Source organism: Pantoea sp. RIT-PI-b (assembly GCF_001187905.1).
GTDB lineage: Bacteria > Pseudomonadota > Gammaproteobacteria > Enterobacterales > Enterobacteriaceae > Pantoea > Pantoea nemavictus.
In genome coordinates this window covers 107,318-124,152 of record NZ_LGIS01000017.1, presented here as the reverse complement: position 1 = coordinate 124,152, position 16,835 = coordinate 107,318, and the positions used below count along the sequence as shown (strand labels likewise).

The following is a 16,835-nucleotide window of genomic DNA, read 5'->3' as shown; positions in this document are numbered from 1 at the left end:
CTGACGAAACTCCCGCCATTACGACTGGATAAACGTCTGTTTAACCCGCTGTGAGCGTTTGAAATAGGGGACAAACACCGCAGCGGCCAGCAGTGACAGCAGTAACGTCTGAATCGCTTTACCATCCGCAACCGGGGTAAAAGCGAAGGTTTTTAGCGCCAGCAAAACCGTCATCAACAGCCACAGGATGTAGTGGCGCGGTAAACGGCGTGAGCGTTTACAGAAAATCCAGCAAACCCAAATACTGTAGGCCCAAACGACGGCGGCGGTGAGCAGCGACACTGACCATTGCGTCAGCAGCGTGCCGTGTGAAAACAGCGTGGGGCGCAATTCGGGGTTGAACAACGGGCTCAGATACATTGCTACCACAAGGGCACTGGTTAACATCGTCATAATCAGCCACGCCAGCGGCAGCAACAGCCAGCCAGCGATGCGTGGCGGAAAAACCTGTTCGGTCATCGAGAAGATCCTGTTTACAGAAAAGAGGGCGATGCAGAGCGTATCATGTCCAAACGGGGCACGCCCGACCTGGACAACGCAAAAGCGCAGATAAAGCGGGGATAAATCAATTAGATCACGTAACGCCAGACAGTTTTTGGCACCCGGCCAAGATCGTACAGACGTCCGCCGGAGACCAATTCAGCACGTCGATGGTCGGCAGCGCGATACATATTGATGATCTCGTTATCATCAGTCAGGGAATAATTAAGATGGTCGTAGAGTTTTTCCAGACTATCGAGATTATTCACTTTACGAAATTTCATCAGGTAATCTAACGCAGTCATGATTGCCATTTAAAAATAAAGTACTCGGAAGTGCCCAAGTATAGGGAGCACGCAGCCAGAGTCCATACGCTGGACTTAAAAAAATACAAAATTCAGACAACATGCGCTAATTCGCTCATGAAACGACACTTTTTTGGCTTTTTAGTCATTTAAACGCGCATTTAAAGCGCAATTTAAGCCACTTTTAGGCCCGTCAGCGGTGGGGTTGTTAGATAATCTCACAGCGTTTATGCGTTATTAATATGGCCGCTGTTTATCCGTCTCTATAATAGTATTTCACGACCGTAATGCGGCTGAATCCATTATTTATTCCTGACTGGTCAGCAAATTTATGTACACGCCATGAAACACCAAATCACAATGTGTGCGAATAATCACAAAACTAATAATTGTTGTTGTGCTCAGGCAGTAACCATTCTTTACGCATCTGCTGTAATCGTTTCCAATGGTGTGATGCATAAGCGATTCTGTTTATTACATTTATTTAACCACCTCCGCTTTGATCTGCAGGCATTTTGTCCATAAGCCTGCTGCCACCTATGCATTGCTCATTGCCGTAACTCCTTTAATTCACTCTGATTTGTGAAGTATGTCGCGCTTGTTTACGCGCTTTTCAGCCAGGCTTAATTCGCGTTTTGTACCCCTACAACACACTCCCTTCAGAGGAATGAAATCATGTGGAAACGTTTACTCTTGACTGCCATGGTGAGCTCGGCACTCAGTACATCGGTACTGGCTGCGGATATGACCGTGGGCTTCTCACAGGTTGGCTCGGAATCTGGCTGGCGTTCAGCGGAAACCAACGTGGCGAAAAGTGAAGCGCAGAAGCGCGGTATTACCCTGAAAATCGCCGATGGTCAGCAGAAACAGGAGAACCAAATCAAAGCGGTACGCTCCTTCATTGCGCAGGGCGTTGACGCAATCTTCATTGCGCCTGTGGTGCAAACGGGTTGGGAACCGGTGCTGGAAGAAGCCAAAGACGCCAAAATCCCGGTGTTCCTGTTAGACCGTGCCATCGTGGTAAAAGATAAATCCCTGTATATGGCGGTGGTCACCGCGGACAACGTGCTGGAAGGCAAGTTGATTGGTGACTGGCTGGTGAAAACCGTCGCGGACAAAAAATGTAACGTGGTAGAGCTGCAAGGCACGGTTGGCGCCAGCGTGGCGATTGATCGTAAGAAAGGCTTCGCCGAGGCCATCGCCGGCCACGACAACATCAAAGTGATTCGCTCGCAGTCCGGTGACTTTACCCGCAGTAAAGGTAAAGAGGTGATGGAGAGCTTCATCAAGGCGGAAAACAACGGCAAGAACATCTGCATGGTTTACGCGCACAACGATGATATGGCGATCGGTGCCATCCAGGCGATTAAGGAAGCTGGCCTCAAGCCAGGCAAAGATATCCTCACCGGTTCGATTGACGGTGTACCGGATATCTACAAAGCGATGCTGGCCGGTGAAGCCAATGCCAACGTGGAGCTGACGCCAAACATGGCCGGTCCAGCCTTCGACGCGTTGGAGAAATTCAAAAAAGACGGCACGCTGCCGCCAAAAATCATCAAAACAGAATCGAAACTGTATCTGCCAGATTCCGCGCAGGCGCAGCTCGATACCAAAAAAGGCATGGGTTACTGATCCCCGCGACCGCCCTTCGGGGCGGTTTTTGATGACGTAAGGCGAGGTAGAACCTGATGAGCACCTCCGATGAAGCCGCACTGCTGACTATTAGCGGCGTCAGCAAAGGTTTTCCTGGCGTAAAGGCGCTGGATAATGTCTCGTTCAGCATCCGCAAGGGCGAGATTATGGCGCTGCTGGGCGAAAACGGCGCGGGTAAATCCACGCTGATCAAAGTGCTGACCGGCGTTTACACCCGGGATGCCGGCACAGTTACGCTGAATGGCAAGGCGATTACGCCACACAATACCGCTGATGCGCAGGAGATGGGCATTGGCACGGTTTATCAGGAAGTGAATCTGCTGCCGAACATGTCGGTGGCGGATAATTTGTACATTGGCCGCGAACCGCGGCGCTTCGGCATGATTGATCGTAAACGCATGGTGCGCGATGCCGACCTCTTGATGCGTAATTACGGCTTTGTGCTGGATGTGACGCGCCCGCTTGGTCACTTCTCGGTGGCCATGCAGCAGATTATTGCGATTTGCCGCGCGGTGGATCTCTCGGCGCAGGTGCTGATTCTGGATGAACCGACTGCCAGCCTCGATGCCAACGAAGTTGAGATGCTGTTTACCCTGATGGCGCAGTTAAAAGCCAAAGGGATGAGCCTGATTTTTGTCACCCATTTTCTCGACCAGGTTTATCGCATTACCGATCGTATAACCGTGCTGCGCAACGGCCAATTTATTGCCACGCGCGATACCGCCACGCTGCCGCAGATTGAATTGATCAAACTGATGCTGGGGCGTGAGCTGCTGGAAACCGCCTTACAGCGGCAGGGCAGCACGCTACGCAGCCATCAGCCGGTGGTGTCGTTTGAGGATTACGGTAAAAAGGGCACCATTGAGCCGTTCAACCTGCAGGTGCGACCTGGCGAAGTGGTGGGTCTGGCGGGCTTACTGGGATCTGGCCGGACGGAAACCGCTGAAGTGCTGTTTGGCATTCGCCGCGCCGATCGCGGCACCGCGACCATTAAAGGCAAGGTGCAAAACATTCGCACACCGGCGAAAGCATCGCGCCTCGGCATGGGCTTCTGTCCGGAAGATCGTAAAACTGACGGCATTATCGGCGCTGCTTCGGTACGCGAAAATATCATTCTGGCGTTGCAGGCGCAGCGCGGCTGGCTACGACCGATTAAGCGCCGTGAGCAGCAGGAGATTGCTGAACGCTTTATCAAAAGTCTCGGTATTCGCACGCCGCATGCCGATCAACCGGTCGAGCTGTTGTCCGGCGGTAATCAGCAGAAGGTGCTGCTATCGCGCTGGCTGGTGACAAAACCCCAATTCCTGATCCTCGACGAGCCGACGCGCGGCATTGATGTGGGCGCGCACGCTGAGATCATTCGCTTAATTGAGACCTTATGCGCCGACGGACTGGCGCTGCTGGTTATCTCCTCTGAACTCGAAGAGCTAGTGGGCTACGCCGATCGCGTGTTGATCATGCGCGATTTGAAGCAGGTGGCGGAAATCCCGCTGGAGCAGCTATCGGTGGCTTCAATCGTCAACGCCATCGCCGATGGAGGAGCACAACATGCTTGAATCGCCTATGACACATGATAAACCCGAACGGCGTAAGCCGAAATTGCCGCCCGGTATGCCGCAAATTGTAGCGCTGATTCTGGTGCTGCTGGTAGATAGCCTGGTGGCGAATAACTTTTTCGCCATTCACATTCAGGATGGGCGCCTGTTCGGCAGTCCGATTGATATCCTTAATCGTGCTGCACCGGTCGCTCTCCTGGCCATCGGCATGACGCTGGTGATTGCCACCGGCGGCATCGACCTGTCAGTGGGCGCGGTAATGGCGATTGCCGGCGCCACGGCCGCCACCTTAACCGTAGCCGGACATAGCTTGCCGTTCATTATTCTGGTGACGCTCGGCACTGGCCTGGCCTGCGGTTTGTGGAATGGCGTGTTGGTGGCGCTGTTAAAAATTCAGCCATTTGTCGCCACCTTAATCCTGATGGTCGCCGGGCGCGGTGTGGCGCAGCTCATTACCCAGGGACAGATTGTCACCTTCAATAGCGACAGCCTGGCGTGGTTCGGCAGTGGTTCACTGTGGCTGCTGCCGGTGCCGGTGTGGATTACGCTGCTGGTGGCGTTAGTGGTGTGGCTATTGACGCGCAAAACCGCCCTCGGGCTGTTTATCGAAGCGGTGGGCATTAATCTGCGCGCGGCGCGTAATGCCGGCGTTAACGGCTGGCTGGTGGTGATGTCGACCTACGTGATTAGCGGCATGTGTGCGGCGGTGGCGGGCATGATCGTCGCGGCGGACATTCGCGGTGCCGATGCCAATAACGCCGGTTTGTGGTTAGAGCTGGATGCGATTCTGGCAGTGGTGATTGGCGGCGCCTCGCTGATGGGCGGACGTTTCAATCTGGTGCTGTCACTGATTGGCGCGCTGATTATTCAGTCGATGAATACCGGTATTTTGCTGTCCGGCTTCCAGCCTGAACTCAATCAGGTGGTGAAAGCGGTGGTGGTGATGTGCGTACTGCTGCTGCAGTCGCCTCGCTTTATTGCCATGTTGAAACGGAGACGCCCGAAATGATTAAACGTCATCTGCCCTTGATGATTACGCTGTTGGTATTTGTGGCGGGTTATCTGTTTTGCCTGAGTCAGTTTCCCGGCTTCGCTTCAACGCGCGTGATCTGCAATATTCTGACCGATAATGCCTTCCTTGGGATTATCGCCGTGGGGATGACCTTCGTGATTTTGTCCGGCGGCATCGATTTGTCGGTGGGTGCGGTGATTGCCTTTAGCGGGGTGTTCCTGGCGCGGGTGATTGGTGATTATCACCTCGATCCGCTGCTGGCATTTGCACTGGTATTAGCGATGGGCGCGCTGTTTGGCGCGATGATGGGCTGGCTGATCGATGCGCTGAAAATCCCAGCCTTTATCATTACGCTGGCGGGGATGTTTTTCCTGCGCGGCTGTAGCTATCTGGTGTCAGAGAATTCGATTCCCATCGATCATCCGCTCTATAGCACGCTGTCGAGCCTGGCGTGGAAGATACCGGGCGGTGGTCGCCTCAGTTTACTGGCGGTCATTATGCTGGTGGTGGTGATCGGCGGCATTATTCTGGCGCATCGCACGCGCTTTGGTAATCAGGTGTACGCAATTGGCGGCAGCCTGGCCTCGGCGCAGCTGATGGGCATTTCAACCCGCGCGACCACCATCAAGATTTATATGTTATCGACCACGCTGGCGACGCTGGCAGGCATTGTGTTTTCGATATACACCTCGGCGGGTTATGCGTTAGCGGGATTGGGCGTAGAGCTGGATGCCATTGCCTCAGTGGTGATCGGCGGCACCTTGCTGTCTGGCGGCGTGGGCACGGTCCTGGGCACGCTGTTCGGCGTGTTAATTCAGGGATTGATTCAAACCTGGATTAATTTCGACGGCACCCTGAGTTCGTGGTGGACCAAGATCGCCATCGGGATTCTGCTGTTTGCCTTTATCGCGCTGCAACGCCTGCTCACCGTGATGTGGGATCGCCAGCAGAACGCGCCGGTTAAGCGTTTAACCTCTTAGGTACTAAAGCCCATTGTTTCTGAAACATCGTAGGGTGGCCATTTATGGCCACCTGGTTTGCCTTGTGGCTGCGGGATTGGGTGCTCCGGCCAGGAAAGGCCAGCCCGATCGCAAAGAAACCCTGCATCCATGCAGATCGGCCTCGCCCTCCTGGCTCGGACGCTTTGCTCTTCGGGCTGGCCTTTCCTGACCTCGTGGATAATGTCATCGCTGCTTAATAAAGCGGCTACCTACTTCCATTAAGGAGGAAAAGGTGGGCAGTGGAGTAAAGCGTCCGCCGCAAGGATGCGGCGGCCGAGGCTACAGGGATGTATTTACGCCGTCTTTACGCAACGCCCACCTTTTCCGACTGATCAGCACCAATTCCTTCAGCCAATAAAAAGGCCGCGAATCATCGCGGCCTTGGTTAATCCCTGCAACTTCAACGCGTTAAGCGGTAATAGGCTTCATTCCAGCGCAGCGCATCTTTAAATGCGGGTAAGCGCGTCTCCTCATCAATCACCAGCACTTCAATGCCATTTAGCTCGCCGTAAAGATACATATCATCTAAATCCAGCGCCTGGCTGAACACCGTATGGTGCGCACCGCCGGCCAAAATCCAGGCTTCAGAGGCGGTGGCCAGCGACGGCTGGGCGCGCCACAGCGCACGCGCCACCGGCAGTTTTGGCAGCGGTTTTGGCTGCTCAATGGCATCCACCACATTCACCAGCAGACGGAAACGATCGCCAAGGTCGATCACGCTGGCATTCACCGCGCGTCCAGCAGGCGTGGAGAAAATCATGCGCGCCGGATCGGCTTTATCACCAATGCCGAGGAACTGCACATCAATCAGCGGCTTCTCCTCTTTGGCGATGGACGGGCACACTTCCAGCATGTGCGAGCCCAACACCAAATCGTTGCCAGGTGAGAAGTGATAGGTGTAATCCTCCATAAATGAGGTCCCGCCCGCACGCGCGCCCGCTTGTACCTTGAGGATGTGCAGCAGCGCGGCAGTTTTCCAGTCACCTTCACCGGCGAAGCCGTAACCCTGGCCCATCAAGCGCTGCACCGCCAAACCAGGCAGCTGCGTCATGCCGTGTAAGGTCTGGAAGTTGGTCGTGAAAGCTTTGCATCCTTCGGCTTCAAGGAAGCGCTTCAGCCCCAGTTCGATACGCGCCGCATCCAGCACGTTTTGCCGCTTGTCACCGTTTACCGCGGCAGCATCGGTAAAGCGATATTGGCTCTCATATTCGTCGATTAGCGCGTTGACGTCGCCGTCGCTGACGCTATTAACCACCTCGACCAAATCACCGACGCCCCAGCCGTTCACCGAATAGCCGAACTGAATCTGCGCCGCCACTTTATCGCCTTCGGTCACCGCCACTTCACGCATATTGTCGCCGAAGCGGGCCACTTTCAGCTGCTGGCTAGCCTGTTTGGCCAATGCCGCATTGATCCAGCGACCAATGCGCTGCTGGCTGGTTTTATCCTGCCAGTGGCCGGTCACCACACTGTGTTGCAGTCCCATGCGCGCGCCAATAAAGCCGAATTCGCGGCCGCCGTGCGCGGTTTGGTTAAGGTTCATAAAGTCCATATCCATACTGTCCCACGGAATCTCCGCGTTGAACTGGGTATGGAATTGCAGCAGCGGTTTATTCAGGATGCTCAACCCGCCGATCCACATCTTGGCCGGAGAAAAGGTGTGTAGCCAGGTAATGATGCCGACGCACTGATTGTCGTGGTTGGCGTCGCGACACAAGGCCAGCGCTTCGTCCGGTGACTTCACCAGCGGTTTCAGTACCAGTTGCGTCGGCAAGGTCCCGGCCTGGTTTAATCCCTCCATTACCTGGCGAGCGTGCTGCTCCACCTGACGCAAGGTTTCCGCGCCGTAAAGGTGCTGCGTGCCAATAACAAACCACACCTGTTGTGCGTTGTGCTGTTCCATAAAATCTCTCCTTTACTGAGCGGATGCGGTGCGTGCGGCATACTGCGGTTCAGCGGCCTGGCACCAGTGTTGATAACGTTGATAAAGCTGCTGATAAACCACAACGCGCTCGGCGTTGGGTTGCAGCGTCACATCAATCGGACTTGCCATCACCTGCTGAGCGTCAGGCACGTCGGCATACACGCCCGCCGCCACGGCGGCAAAAATGGCGGCACCCAGCGCGCAACATTCGTCAGAGGCGACGATATCCAACGGACGGTTCATTACATCGCAGCAAGCTTGCATGATGGCGGGGGATTTGCGTGCAATGCCGCCGAGCGTCAGGATGCTCTGCACCGGAATCTGCTGCTGCTCGAAACACTCCATAATGGCGCGCGCGCCAAAGGCGGTGGCGGCGATGAGGCCACCAAACAGCGCAGGCGCATCGGTACCGAGATTGAGGTCGGTAATCACCCCTTTTAAGCGCTGATTAGCATCCGGCGTGCGGCGGCCGTTGAACCAGTCCAGCACCACCGGCAGGTGATCAAGCTGTGGATTGGCGGCCCAGGCTTCAGTGAGATTGCGGATCAGATCTTTTTGCAGGGCGGCCAGCTGCGGCTTGAGTTCAGGATGCTGCTGCGCGGCCTGTTGCAACGGCCAGCCCAGCAGGCGGCTGAACCAGGCATAAATATCGCCAAACGCCGATTGCCCAGCTTCACAGCCGATCGCGCCCGGCACCACGCTGCCATCAACCTGGCCGCAAATGCCTTTAATGGCGCGGTCGCCGACGGTGTCGCTGTCGGCAATCAAGATGTCGCAGGTTGAGGTACCAATCACCTTCACCAGCGTATAAGGCTGTGCGCCAGCACCAACGGCACCCATATGGCAGTCAAAGGCGCCGCCCGACAAGACCACCTGTTCGGATAAGCCGAGTCGCTGCGCCCACTCGCTGCTCAGCGTGCCGACCGGGCTATCGGCGGTCCAGGTTTCAGTGAAGAGCGGGGAGTCGAGCTTTTCGCTCAGGATCGGATCGAGCGCGTTGAAGAAGTCAGCCGGCGGCAGGCCTTGCCATTCCGGATGCCACAATGATTTATGTCCGGCAGCGCAGCGCCCACGGCGCAGTTGCGCAGGGGCGGTGGTGCCGCTGAGTAACGCCGGCACCCAATCGCACAGTTCCACCCAAGACACTGCCGCATCACGTACCGCAGCATCTGCGCGTGACACGTGCAGTATCTTGGCCCAGAACCACTCCGACGAATACACGCCGCCAATATAGCGGGTGTAATCGTTGAAACGACCGCTACGACACAGCTGATTGATCTCTTCGGCTTCCTCAATCGCGGTGTGATCTTTCCACAGCACAAACATCGCATTCGGATTGCTGGCGAACTCAGGACGCAGCGCCAGCACGTTGCCATCGCGATCGATAGGCGCCGGTGTGGATCCGGTGGAATCGACGCCGATGCCGACAACGGCAGCGCGCTGCTCCGGTGTTAACGCCTTCACCACCGCCACAATCGCCTGTTCCAGCGCATCAATGTAGTCCTGCGGATGATGGCGAAAGCGGTTGCTATGGGGATCGCAGAATTCCCCGTTGGCCCAGCGCGCGTAGTTCACCACCGCTTTTTCCAGCTCTTTACCACTGTGGCAGTCCACGGCCAGCGCGCGCACCGAGTCACTGCCAAAATCCAGCCCAATTGTTATGGTGCCAGCACCCATTGGGATTCTCCTGTGTGAGTTATCTGGCTCTATCCTGGAAGGGTGGCGCATAAGCGGTTAGTCATCAGCGGCTGAGAATATGCACTTTTCTGCCATCGGCGACGTTGTGTGATCCATAGCAAAAGTTAATGGCCGGTTAAATTCGCTGTATATATGGAGAATTTTGTCATCGTTTTAGGATGTGATACCGCTCTACATTTTTCCCCGTCATTCCCGCTACAACTAGCCCAGCGTTTGCACAGCCTTTGCACAACCGCTGCGCTAACGCACTGATTTTCAGCCTTACCCTATGAATAAATTTGATTGGTAGCGTTTACACCGATTGGTTAATAACAGCCAAAAACATCATTGTGCCGGAGAGCATCATGCATAAATTCACTAAAGCGCTGGCGGCGGTTAGTCTCGCCGCGGTTATGTCACAATCCGCTATCGCCGAGACCATGAAACTCGGTTTCCTCGTTAAACAACCGGAGGAGCCCTGGTTCCAGACAGAATGGAAATTCGCGGATAAAGCGGGCAAGGATCTCGGTTTTGAAGTGATCAAAATTGCGGTACCTGACGGCGAGAAAACCCTTAATGCCATCGATAGCCTGGCCGCCAGCGGCGCCAAAGGCTTCGTCATCTGTACACCGGATCCCAAGCTCGGTTCGGCGATTGTCGCCAAAGCGCGCGGCTACGGTCTGAAAGTGATCGCGGTAGATGACCAATTCGTTACTGCCAAAGGCAAGCCGATGGATACCGTGCCCCTGGTGATGATGGCGGCGACCAAAATTGGCGAGCGTCAGGGACAAGAGCTCTATAAAGAGATGCAGAAACGCGGCTGGGATGCGAAAGAGACCGGCGTAATGGCGATCACGGCTAACGAGCTCGACACCGCACGTCGTCGTACCAGCGGTTCAATGGACGCCCTGAAAGCGGCCGGATTCCCGGAGAAACAGATCTATCAGGTGCCGACCAAATCCAACGATATCCCAGGCGCATTTGACGCCGGTAACTCGCTGCTGGTGCAGCATCCGGAAGTGAAACACTGGCTGATTCTTGGCATGAACGATAACACCGTGCTGGGCGGCGTGCGCGCCACCGAAGGCCAGGGCTTTAAAGCACCGGACGTCATCGGTATCGGCATCAACGGCGTGGATGCGGTGAGTGAGCTGTCGAAAGGTTCTGCTACCGGTTTCTACGGCTCGCTGCTGCCAAGTCCGGATGTGCACGGTTATAAGAGCAGCGAGATGCTCTACAACTGGGTCACTAAAGATCAGGAACCGCCGAAGTTCACCGAAGTCACCGATGTGGTGCTAATTACCCGCGATAACTTCAAAGCCGAACTGGATAAGAAAGGGCTGAAGTAATCCCATCTCTCCCAAAACAAGACTAACAGGTAGCCAAAATAATTCGCGTTGCAGCAAGGCGGCAAGCGCGCTCAGCCCCAGGAGCTTACCGAGGTAAGTGACTGGGGTGAGTGGGCGCAGCCAACGCTGCTGCGGCGCGAAGTATGAAGGCTTAGAGGAGTTACCATGAACACTGATCAAGCCTTTCTGTCGTTTCATGGCATTAGCAAGACCTTCCCTGGCGTGAAAGCGCTGCAGGACATCTCATTCAGCTGCCGTGCCGGTGAAGTACACGCGCTGATGGGGGAAAACGGTGCCGGTAAATCGACACTGTTGAAGATCCTCAGCGGCAGCTATCAGCCGAGCGGCGGTGAGATTCGCATCAAAGGCCAGCCGAAGAGCTTTAACAATACGGTGGATGCGCTGGATGCCGGCGTGGCCATCATTTATCAGGAGCTGCATCTGGTGCCGGAAATGAGCGTGGCTGAGAACATCTATCTCGGCCAGCTGCCGCACAAGCGTGGGCTGGTGAATCGCAAACTGCTGCGCTACGAGGCAGGTTTACAGCTGCAAAATCTGGGGATGAATATCGATCCGGATATGCCGCTGAAATATCTGTCGCTGGGTCAGTGGCAGATGGTGGAGATCGCCAAAGCGCTGGCGCGTAATGCGCGCATTATCGCCTTTGATGAACCCACCAGTTCGCTCTCGGCGCGCGAGATTGACCATCTGTTCCGCGTTATTCGCCAGCTGCGCGAGCAGGGCCGCACCGTGCTGTACGTGTCGCATCGCATGGAGGAAATTTTTGCGCTCAGTGATGCCATTACCGTGTTCAAAGATGGCCGCTATGTGCGCACCTTCACCGACATGAAAAACACCCATCATGACGATTTAGTGCAGGCGATGGTAGGGCGCAATCTGGGGGATATTTACGGTTACGCGCCACGTGAATTGGGCCCGGTGCGTCTGCAGCTGGACGCGGTGGAAGCGAAAGGCGTGCGAATGCCGGTTTCACTGACGGTGCGTGCCGGTGAGATCGTCGGCCTGTTTGGGCTGGTCGGCGCGGGGCGCAGCGAACTGATGAAAGGGCTGTTCGGTGCCACCAAATTGCGCGGCGGCACCGTGACGCTGGATGGCAAAAAGCTCAACATTCGCCAGCCGATTGATGCGATTCGCGCTGGCATCATGCTGTGTCCGGAAGATCGTAAATCCGAGGGCATCATTCCGGTGCATTCGGTGCGCGATAACATCAACATCAGCGCGCGCCGTCACAATCTCACCGCGGGTTGCCTGATTAAACCGAGCTGGGAGGCGAAAAACGCGGATATCCATATTCGTTCGCTCAACATCAAAACGCCCGGTCCGCAGCAGCTGATCATGAACCTGTCGGGTGGCAACCAGCAGAAGGCGATTCTCGGTCGCTGGCTGTCGGAAGAGATGAACGTGATTCTGCTGGATGAGCCAACGCGTGGCATTGACGTCGGCGCTAAACATGAAATCTACAACCTGATTTACCAGCTGGCGAAGAAGGGAATTGCGGTGCTGTTTGCCTCCAGCGATCTACCGGAAGTGATGGGTTTAGCCGACCGCATTCTGGTGATGCGCGAAGGTGAGATCGCCGGTGAACTGCCCCACGATACGGCCACAGAGCAGCTGACGCTCAGCCTGGCGATGCCAAAAACCACTCAAGCGGCCGCCGTGGCCTGATGTAAAGGAGATCCATAATGGCTTCATCTACCACTTCCAACACGCCACCGGCGCAGCGCAATGGGCTGCAGCTGGGGCGGATTTGGGACAACTTCGGCATGCTGGTGGTGTTCGCGCTGCTGTTTATCGTCTGTGCCATTTTCGTGCCGAACTTTGGTTCGATCATCAACATGAAAGGTCTCGGCCTGGCGATGTCGATGTCCGGCATGGTGGCGTGCGGCATGCTGTTCTGCCTGGCTTCCGGTGATTTTGACCTCTCGGTAGCCTCGGTGATTGCCTGCGCCGGCGTCGTGACCGCGGTGGTGATCAACATGACCGAAAGCCTGTGGATTGGCGTGGCAGCAGGTTTGCTGCTCGGCATGGCCACCGGCTTTATTAACGGTTTTGTTATCGCCCGACTGAAAATCAACGCCTTGATCACCACGCTAGCGACCATGCAGATTGTGCGCGGCCTGGCTTACATCTTCTCCGACGGTAAAGCGGTGGGCATTGAAGACGAGCGCTTCTTTACCCTCGGTTACGCCAACTGGCTGGGCGTGCCTGCGCCTATCTGGCTGACCATTGCAACCATGGTGCTGTTCGGTTTCCTGCTGAACAAAACCACCTTTGGCCGCAACACGCTGGCGATTGGTGGCAATGAAGAAGCCGCGCGCCTCGCCGGCGTGCCGGTGGTGCGCACCCGTATCATCATCTTTATCTTGTCGGGTTTGGTCTCGGCGGCGGCAGGTATTATTCTGGCTTCGCGCATGACCAGCGGCCAGCCGATGACCTCGCTGGGTTACGAGTTGATTGTGATTTCCGCCTGCGTGCTGGGCGGCGTTTCGCTGAAAGGCGGCATCGGCAAAATCTCCTACGTGGTGGCGGGGGTGTTGATTCTCGGTACGGTTGAGAATGCGATGAATTTATTGAATATCTCGCCGTTCTCACAGTATGTGGTGCGCGGTTTGATACTGTTAGCGGCGGTGATTTTTGACCGCTACAAACAGAAAAATAAAGCCGCCTGATAACCCCGGCTGAGCGCGCCTGATCAAGGGCGCGCTCAGCGCATTTCACGCGAAAAGTGAGGGCACTATGTACCACCGTGAACCCCCGAGTGAGCAGCAGAACCCCTTATTGCCGGGCTATCCCTTTAACGCCTGGCTGGTGGCGGGGTTGACGCCGATTAACGCCAACGACGCGCTGGATTTCTTTATTGACCGCCCGCACGGCATGAAAGGCTACATCCTCAATTTGACCATTAAAGGTCAGGGGCGCGTGTTTGATGGCGAATCTGCCTTCGACTGCGAGCCGGGCGATTTGCTGCTGTTTCAACCGAAAACGCCGCACTATTATGGCCGCGCGCCCGATAGCCCGTGCTGGTTCCACCGCTGGGTCTATTTCCGTCCGCGTGCCTACTGGACCGACTGGTTGCAGTGGCAGGATGAAAGCCAGGGCGTTGGCCGCTTGCGCCTCACCGAAGCGCAGCGTGCTGAGTTTGATCGCCTGTTCGCCAGCATTGAGCAAACGCATAATTCCGGACGCCGTTTCGCCGAAGAGCTGGCGATGAACCTGTTGGAACGTCTGCTGTTGCGCGCAGTGGAAGAAGATCCGCGTAGCCATCAGCAGATTCGCGATCCGCGCGTGATTGAAGCCTGCCAGTACGTCACCAATCATCTGGCGGGTGAAGTGAAGATTGAAGAGGTAGCGCGCCATGTTTGTTTGTCGCCGTCTCGCCTGGCGCATCTGTTCCGCGAGCAGATGGGCATAAATCTGCTGCGCTGGCGAGAAGACCAGCGGGTGATCCGTGCCAAACTGCTGCTGCAAACCACCCAGGAACCGATCGCTTCGGTTGGCCGCGAAGTGGGTTACGATGACCAGCTCTATTTCTCGCGCGTGTTCCGCAAGCGGGTGGGCGTAAGCCCCAGCGACTTCCGCCGCCGCAGCCAGGATGCGCAGGATGCCTTGGTGGCGCATGAGAGCTGGCAATCCGCACGGAGTGCTATTTCCTGAGTTTTCAGGTGATTCCGCCTTGTTCTTACAGACCGATTCGTCTTAAATCAGTCTGGTAACGAACAAGAGGAATGAGAATGAGCGATAAACTACGTGTCGGCCTAATCGGCTACGGTTTTGCCAGCAAAACCTTCCATGCACCCTTGATCGCCGGTACGCCGGATGTTGAGCTGGCGGCGATCTCAAGCAGCGATGCCAGCAAAGTTCATGCTGACTGGCCGTCAGTGCAGGTGGTTTCCGATCCACAAGCGCTTCTGGACGACCCGACACTGCAACTGATTGTTATTCCGACCCCGAATGACACCCATTTCCCCTTAGCCAAAGCGGCACTGAACGCCGGTAAACACGTGGTGGTTGATAAACCGTTTACCGTGACGTTGTCACAAGCGCGTGAGCTGGATGCATTGGCAAAAGCCAAAGGTTTGCTGCTGTCGGTGTTCCATAACCGTCGCTGGGACAGTGATTTCCTGACGCTGAAAAATCTGCTAAACGAAGGAACGCTGGGCGAAGTACGCTACTTTGAATCGCACTTTGATCGCTTCCGTCCGGAAGTGCGCCAGCGCTGGCGTGAGATGAAAGGCGCGGGCAGCGGTATCTGGTTCGATCTTGGACCGCACGTGCTGGACCAGGCGCTGCAGCTGTTTGGCACGCCAGTTGCCATCAACGTGGATATGGCCGAACTGCGTCCGGGCGCGCAAACCACCGATTACTTCCATGCGGTGCTGACCTATCCAACGCGTCGCGTGGTGCTGCATGCCAGCATGCTGGTGGCGGCGGAATCGGCACGCTTCGTGGTGCACGGCACCCGTGGCAGCTACGTCAAATACGGTCTGGATCCGCAGGAAGATCGGCTGAAAGCGGGTGAGCGTCCGCCACAGGAAGATTGGGGCTATGACATGCGCAACGGCACGCTGACGCTGGCGGAAGGCGATGTGATGGTGGAGAAAGAGTTGCTGACATTGCCGGGTAACTATCCGGCGTACTATGCCGGCATTCGCGATGCCATTGCCGGTACGGGTGCGAATCCGGTACACGCGGAAGAGGCGATTCAGGTGATGGAGTTGATCGAGCTGGGCTTGCAGTCCGCCGAGAAGCGCCAGACCATGTCGTTGCGTTAATCGCTTAATACCTTTCCGTTGGGAGCGCTGATACTCGCTTTACTCCCTCACCCTAACCCTCTCCCGCATGCGGGAGAGGGAATGTTTTAGCCCGCTACGCGTGCGCGCAGCGCTGCTTTCTCTGCATCATTCAGAAACGCGATGGTCACGCCATTGTCCTGTGCCTGACGCATCTCTTCAGCGCTCAATCCCGCCTGTGGCGCCGCCACTTCGTATTCATGTGCCAGTTCAACGCCCTGAACCGCCGGATCGTCAGTGTTGATGGTCGCCAGAATGCCGTGTTGCAGGAAGGTTTTCAGCGGATGATTGCTCAGCGACGACACGGTGCTGGTCTGAATATTCGAGGTCAGGCAAGATTCAATCCCAATACGCTGCTCGGCGAGGAAATCCATTAGCGCGCGATCTTCAATCGCCTTGACGCCGTGACCGATACGTTCAGCCCCCAGTTCACGAATCGCTTGCCAGATACTTCCCGGCCCCGCCGCTTCACCGGCGTGGACGGTAATGCGGAAGCCCGCATCGCGTGCACGATTAAAGTGGCTCAGGAATTCGCTGCCCGGGAAGCCTAACTCATCGCCGGCCAGATCGACCGCAGTGATGCCATCGCGATGCGCCAGTAAGCCTTCCAGCTCACGCAGGCAGGCTTCCTCGCCAAAAGTACGGCTCATGATGCCCGTCAGGCGAACATCGACGCCGTATTTCGCAATACCGGCACGCACGCCGTCAATCACCGCTTCAACCACGCCGGCAATCGGCAGGTTGTGGGTCATCGCCATATAACCTGGTGAGAAGCGCAACTCCGCATAATGGATATTGGCACGCGCCGCATCCTCGACGTTTTCCAGCGCAATGCGACGGCAGGCATCAAGATCGCCCAGCACTTTCACGCCCCAATCCAGTTTCTGCAGGAAGCTCACCAGATCCGGCTCGTTGGCGGTGACCTGCACATGCGGACGCAATGCATCGAGTGAATCGGCGGGCAGCGCGAGATTATATTGGCGACCTAAATCGAGAATGGTTTGTGCGCGAATATTGCCATCAAGGTGGCGGTGGATATCGGTGAGGGGGAGTTTAAGATCAATCAT

14 protein-coding genes are annotated in these 16,835 nt (G+C 56.1%); 9 read left to right on the top strand and 5 right to left on the bottom strand.

Annotated elements, in window-relative coordinates; genetic code table 11:
• Positions 1 to 18 precede the first annotated feature (18 nt).
• Both AC790_RS10900 and ydgT read right to left on the bottom strand, forming a co-directional pair.
• Entirely contained in the window at positions 19 to 459 is a 441-nt protein-coding gene (locus tag AC790_RS10900; RefSeq protein ID WP_007893779.1) for a DUF2569 domain-containing protein, read from the bottom strand.
• A 110-nt stretch (positions 460 to 569) separates the two neighbouring features.
• Positions 570 to 785, bottom strand: coding sequence for a transcription modulator YdgT (gene ydgT / locus AC790_RS10895; protein ID WP_036622212.1), 216 nt, complete (start codon positions 783 to 785; stop codon positions 570 to 572).
• A 675-nt stretch (positions 786 to 1,460) separates the two neighbouring features.
• On the opposite strand from ydgT, the gene ytfQ reads away from it, so the two are divergent.
• The 4 genes from ytfQ to yjfF are packed head-to-tail and all read left to right on the top strand — an operon-like array spanning position 1,461 to position 5,986.
• Positions 1,461 to 2,417: a galactofuranose ABC transporter, galactofuranose-binding protein YtfQ gene (ytfQ, locus tag AC790_RS10890; RefSeq protein ID WP_007893793.1), complete on the top strand. Its 957-nt coding sequence runs from the start codon at positions 1,461 to 1,463 to the stop codon at positions 2,415 to 2,417.
• Positions 2,418 to 2,473: 56 nt separating this feature from the next.
• On the top strand, positions 2,474 to 3,994 hold the full coding sequence (locus AC790_RS10885) for a sugar ABC transporter ATP-binding protein (RefSeq protein ID WP_049851797.1): 1,521 nt from the start codon (positions 2,474 to 2,476) through the stop codon (positions 3,992 to 3,994).
• Entirely contained in the window at positions 3,987 to 5,003 is a 1,017-nt protein-coding gene (gene ytfT / locus AC790_RS10880) for a galactofuranose ABC transporter, ATP-binding protein YtfT (RefSeq protein WP_007893797.1), read from the top strand. The genes AC790_RS10885 and ytfT overlap by 8 nt, the downstream gene beginning before the upstream one ends.
• Positions 5,000 to 5,986: a galactofuranose ABC transporter, permease protein YjfF gene (gene yjfF / locus AC790_RS10875; RefSeq protein WP_007893799.1), complete on the top strand. Its 987-nt coding sequence runs from the start codon at positions 5,000 to 5,002 to the stop codon at positions 5,984 to 5,986. The genes ytfT and yjfF overlap by 4 nt, the downstream gene beginning before the upstream one ends.
• Positions 5,987 to 6,407: 421 nt before the next feature.
• Here the strand turns inward: yjfF and araA are convergent, their stop codons facing one another.
• Both araA and AC790_RS10865 read right to left on the bottom strand, forming a co-directional pair.
• On the bottom strand, positions 6,408 to 7,910 hold the full coding sequence (gene araA / locus AC790_RS10870) for an L-arabinose isomerase (RefSeq protein ID WP_049851796.1): 1,503 nt from the start codon (positions 7,908 to 7,910) through the stop codon (positions 6,408 to 6,410).
• Positions 7,911 to 7,922: 12 nt separating this feature from the next.
• Positions 7,923 to 9,608, bottom strand: coding sequence for a ribulokinase (locus AC790_RS10865; protein ID WP_049851795.1), 1,686 nt, complete (start codon positions 9,606 to 9,608; stop codon positions 7,923 to 7,925).
• Between the two features lie 365 nt (positions 9,609 to 9,973).
• Here AC790_RS10865 and AC790_RS10860 point away from each other — a divergent pair, with 365 nt between their 5' ends.
• From AC790_RS10860 to AC790_RS10840, 5 genes are all read left to right on the top strand, one after another.
• Positions 9,974 to 10,957, top strand: a complete 984-nt coding sequence (locus AC790_RS10860) for an arabinose ABC transporter substrate-binding protein (protein ID WP_007893809.1) — start codon at positions 9,974 to 9,976, stop codon at positions 10,955 to 10,957.
• Positions 10,958 to 11,122: 165 nt separating this feature from the next.
• Positions 11,123 to 12,643 carry an L-arabinose ABC transporter ATP-binding protein AraG gene (gene araG / locus AC790_RS10855; protein WP_049851794.1) on the top strand — a complete coding sequence of 507 codons (1,521 nt, stop codon included), beginning with the start codon at positions 11,123 to 11,125 and terminating at the stop codon, positions 12,641 to 12,643.
• A 17-nt stretch (positions 12,644 to 12,660) separates the two neighbouring features.
• Positions 12,661 to 13,647 (top strand): L-arabinose ABC transporter permease AraH, encoded by a 987-nt coding sequence (gene araH, locus AC790_RS10850; RefSeq protein ID WP_007893814.1) that lies wholly within the window; start codon positions 12,661 to 12,663, stop codon positions 13,645 to 13,647.
• 67 nt (positions 13,648 to 13,714) lie between these two features.
• A complete protein-coding gene (gene araC, locus AC790_RS10845; protein ID WP_007893815.1) occupies positions 13,715 to 14,632 on the top strand; it encodes an arabinose operon transcriptional regulator AraC in 918 nt (305 codons plus the stop codon).
• Positions 14,633 to 14,709: 77 nt separating this feature from the next.
• On the top strand, positions 14,710 to 15,750 hold the full coding sequence (locus AC790_RS10840) for an oxidoreductase (RefSeq protein ID WP_007893818.1): 1,041 nt from the start codon (positions 14,710 to 14,712) through the stop codon (positions 15,748 to 15,750).
• 86 nt (positions 15,751 to 15,836) lie between these two features.
• On the opposite strand, the gene add is transcribed toward AC790_RS10840, so the two are convergent.
• Entirely contained in the window at positions 15,837 to 16,835 is a 999-nt protein-coding gene (gene add / locus AC790_RS10835) for an adenosine deaminase (RefSeq protein ID WP_049851793.1), read from the bottom strand.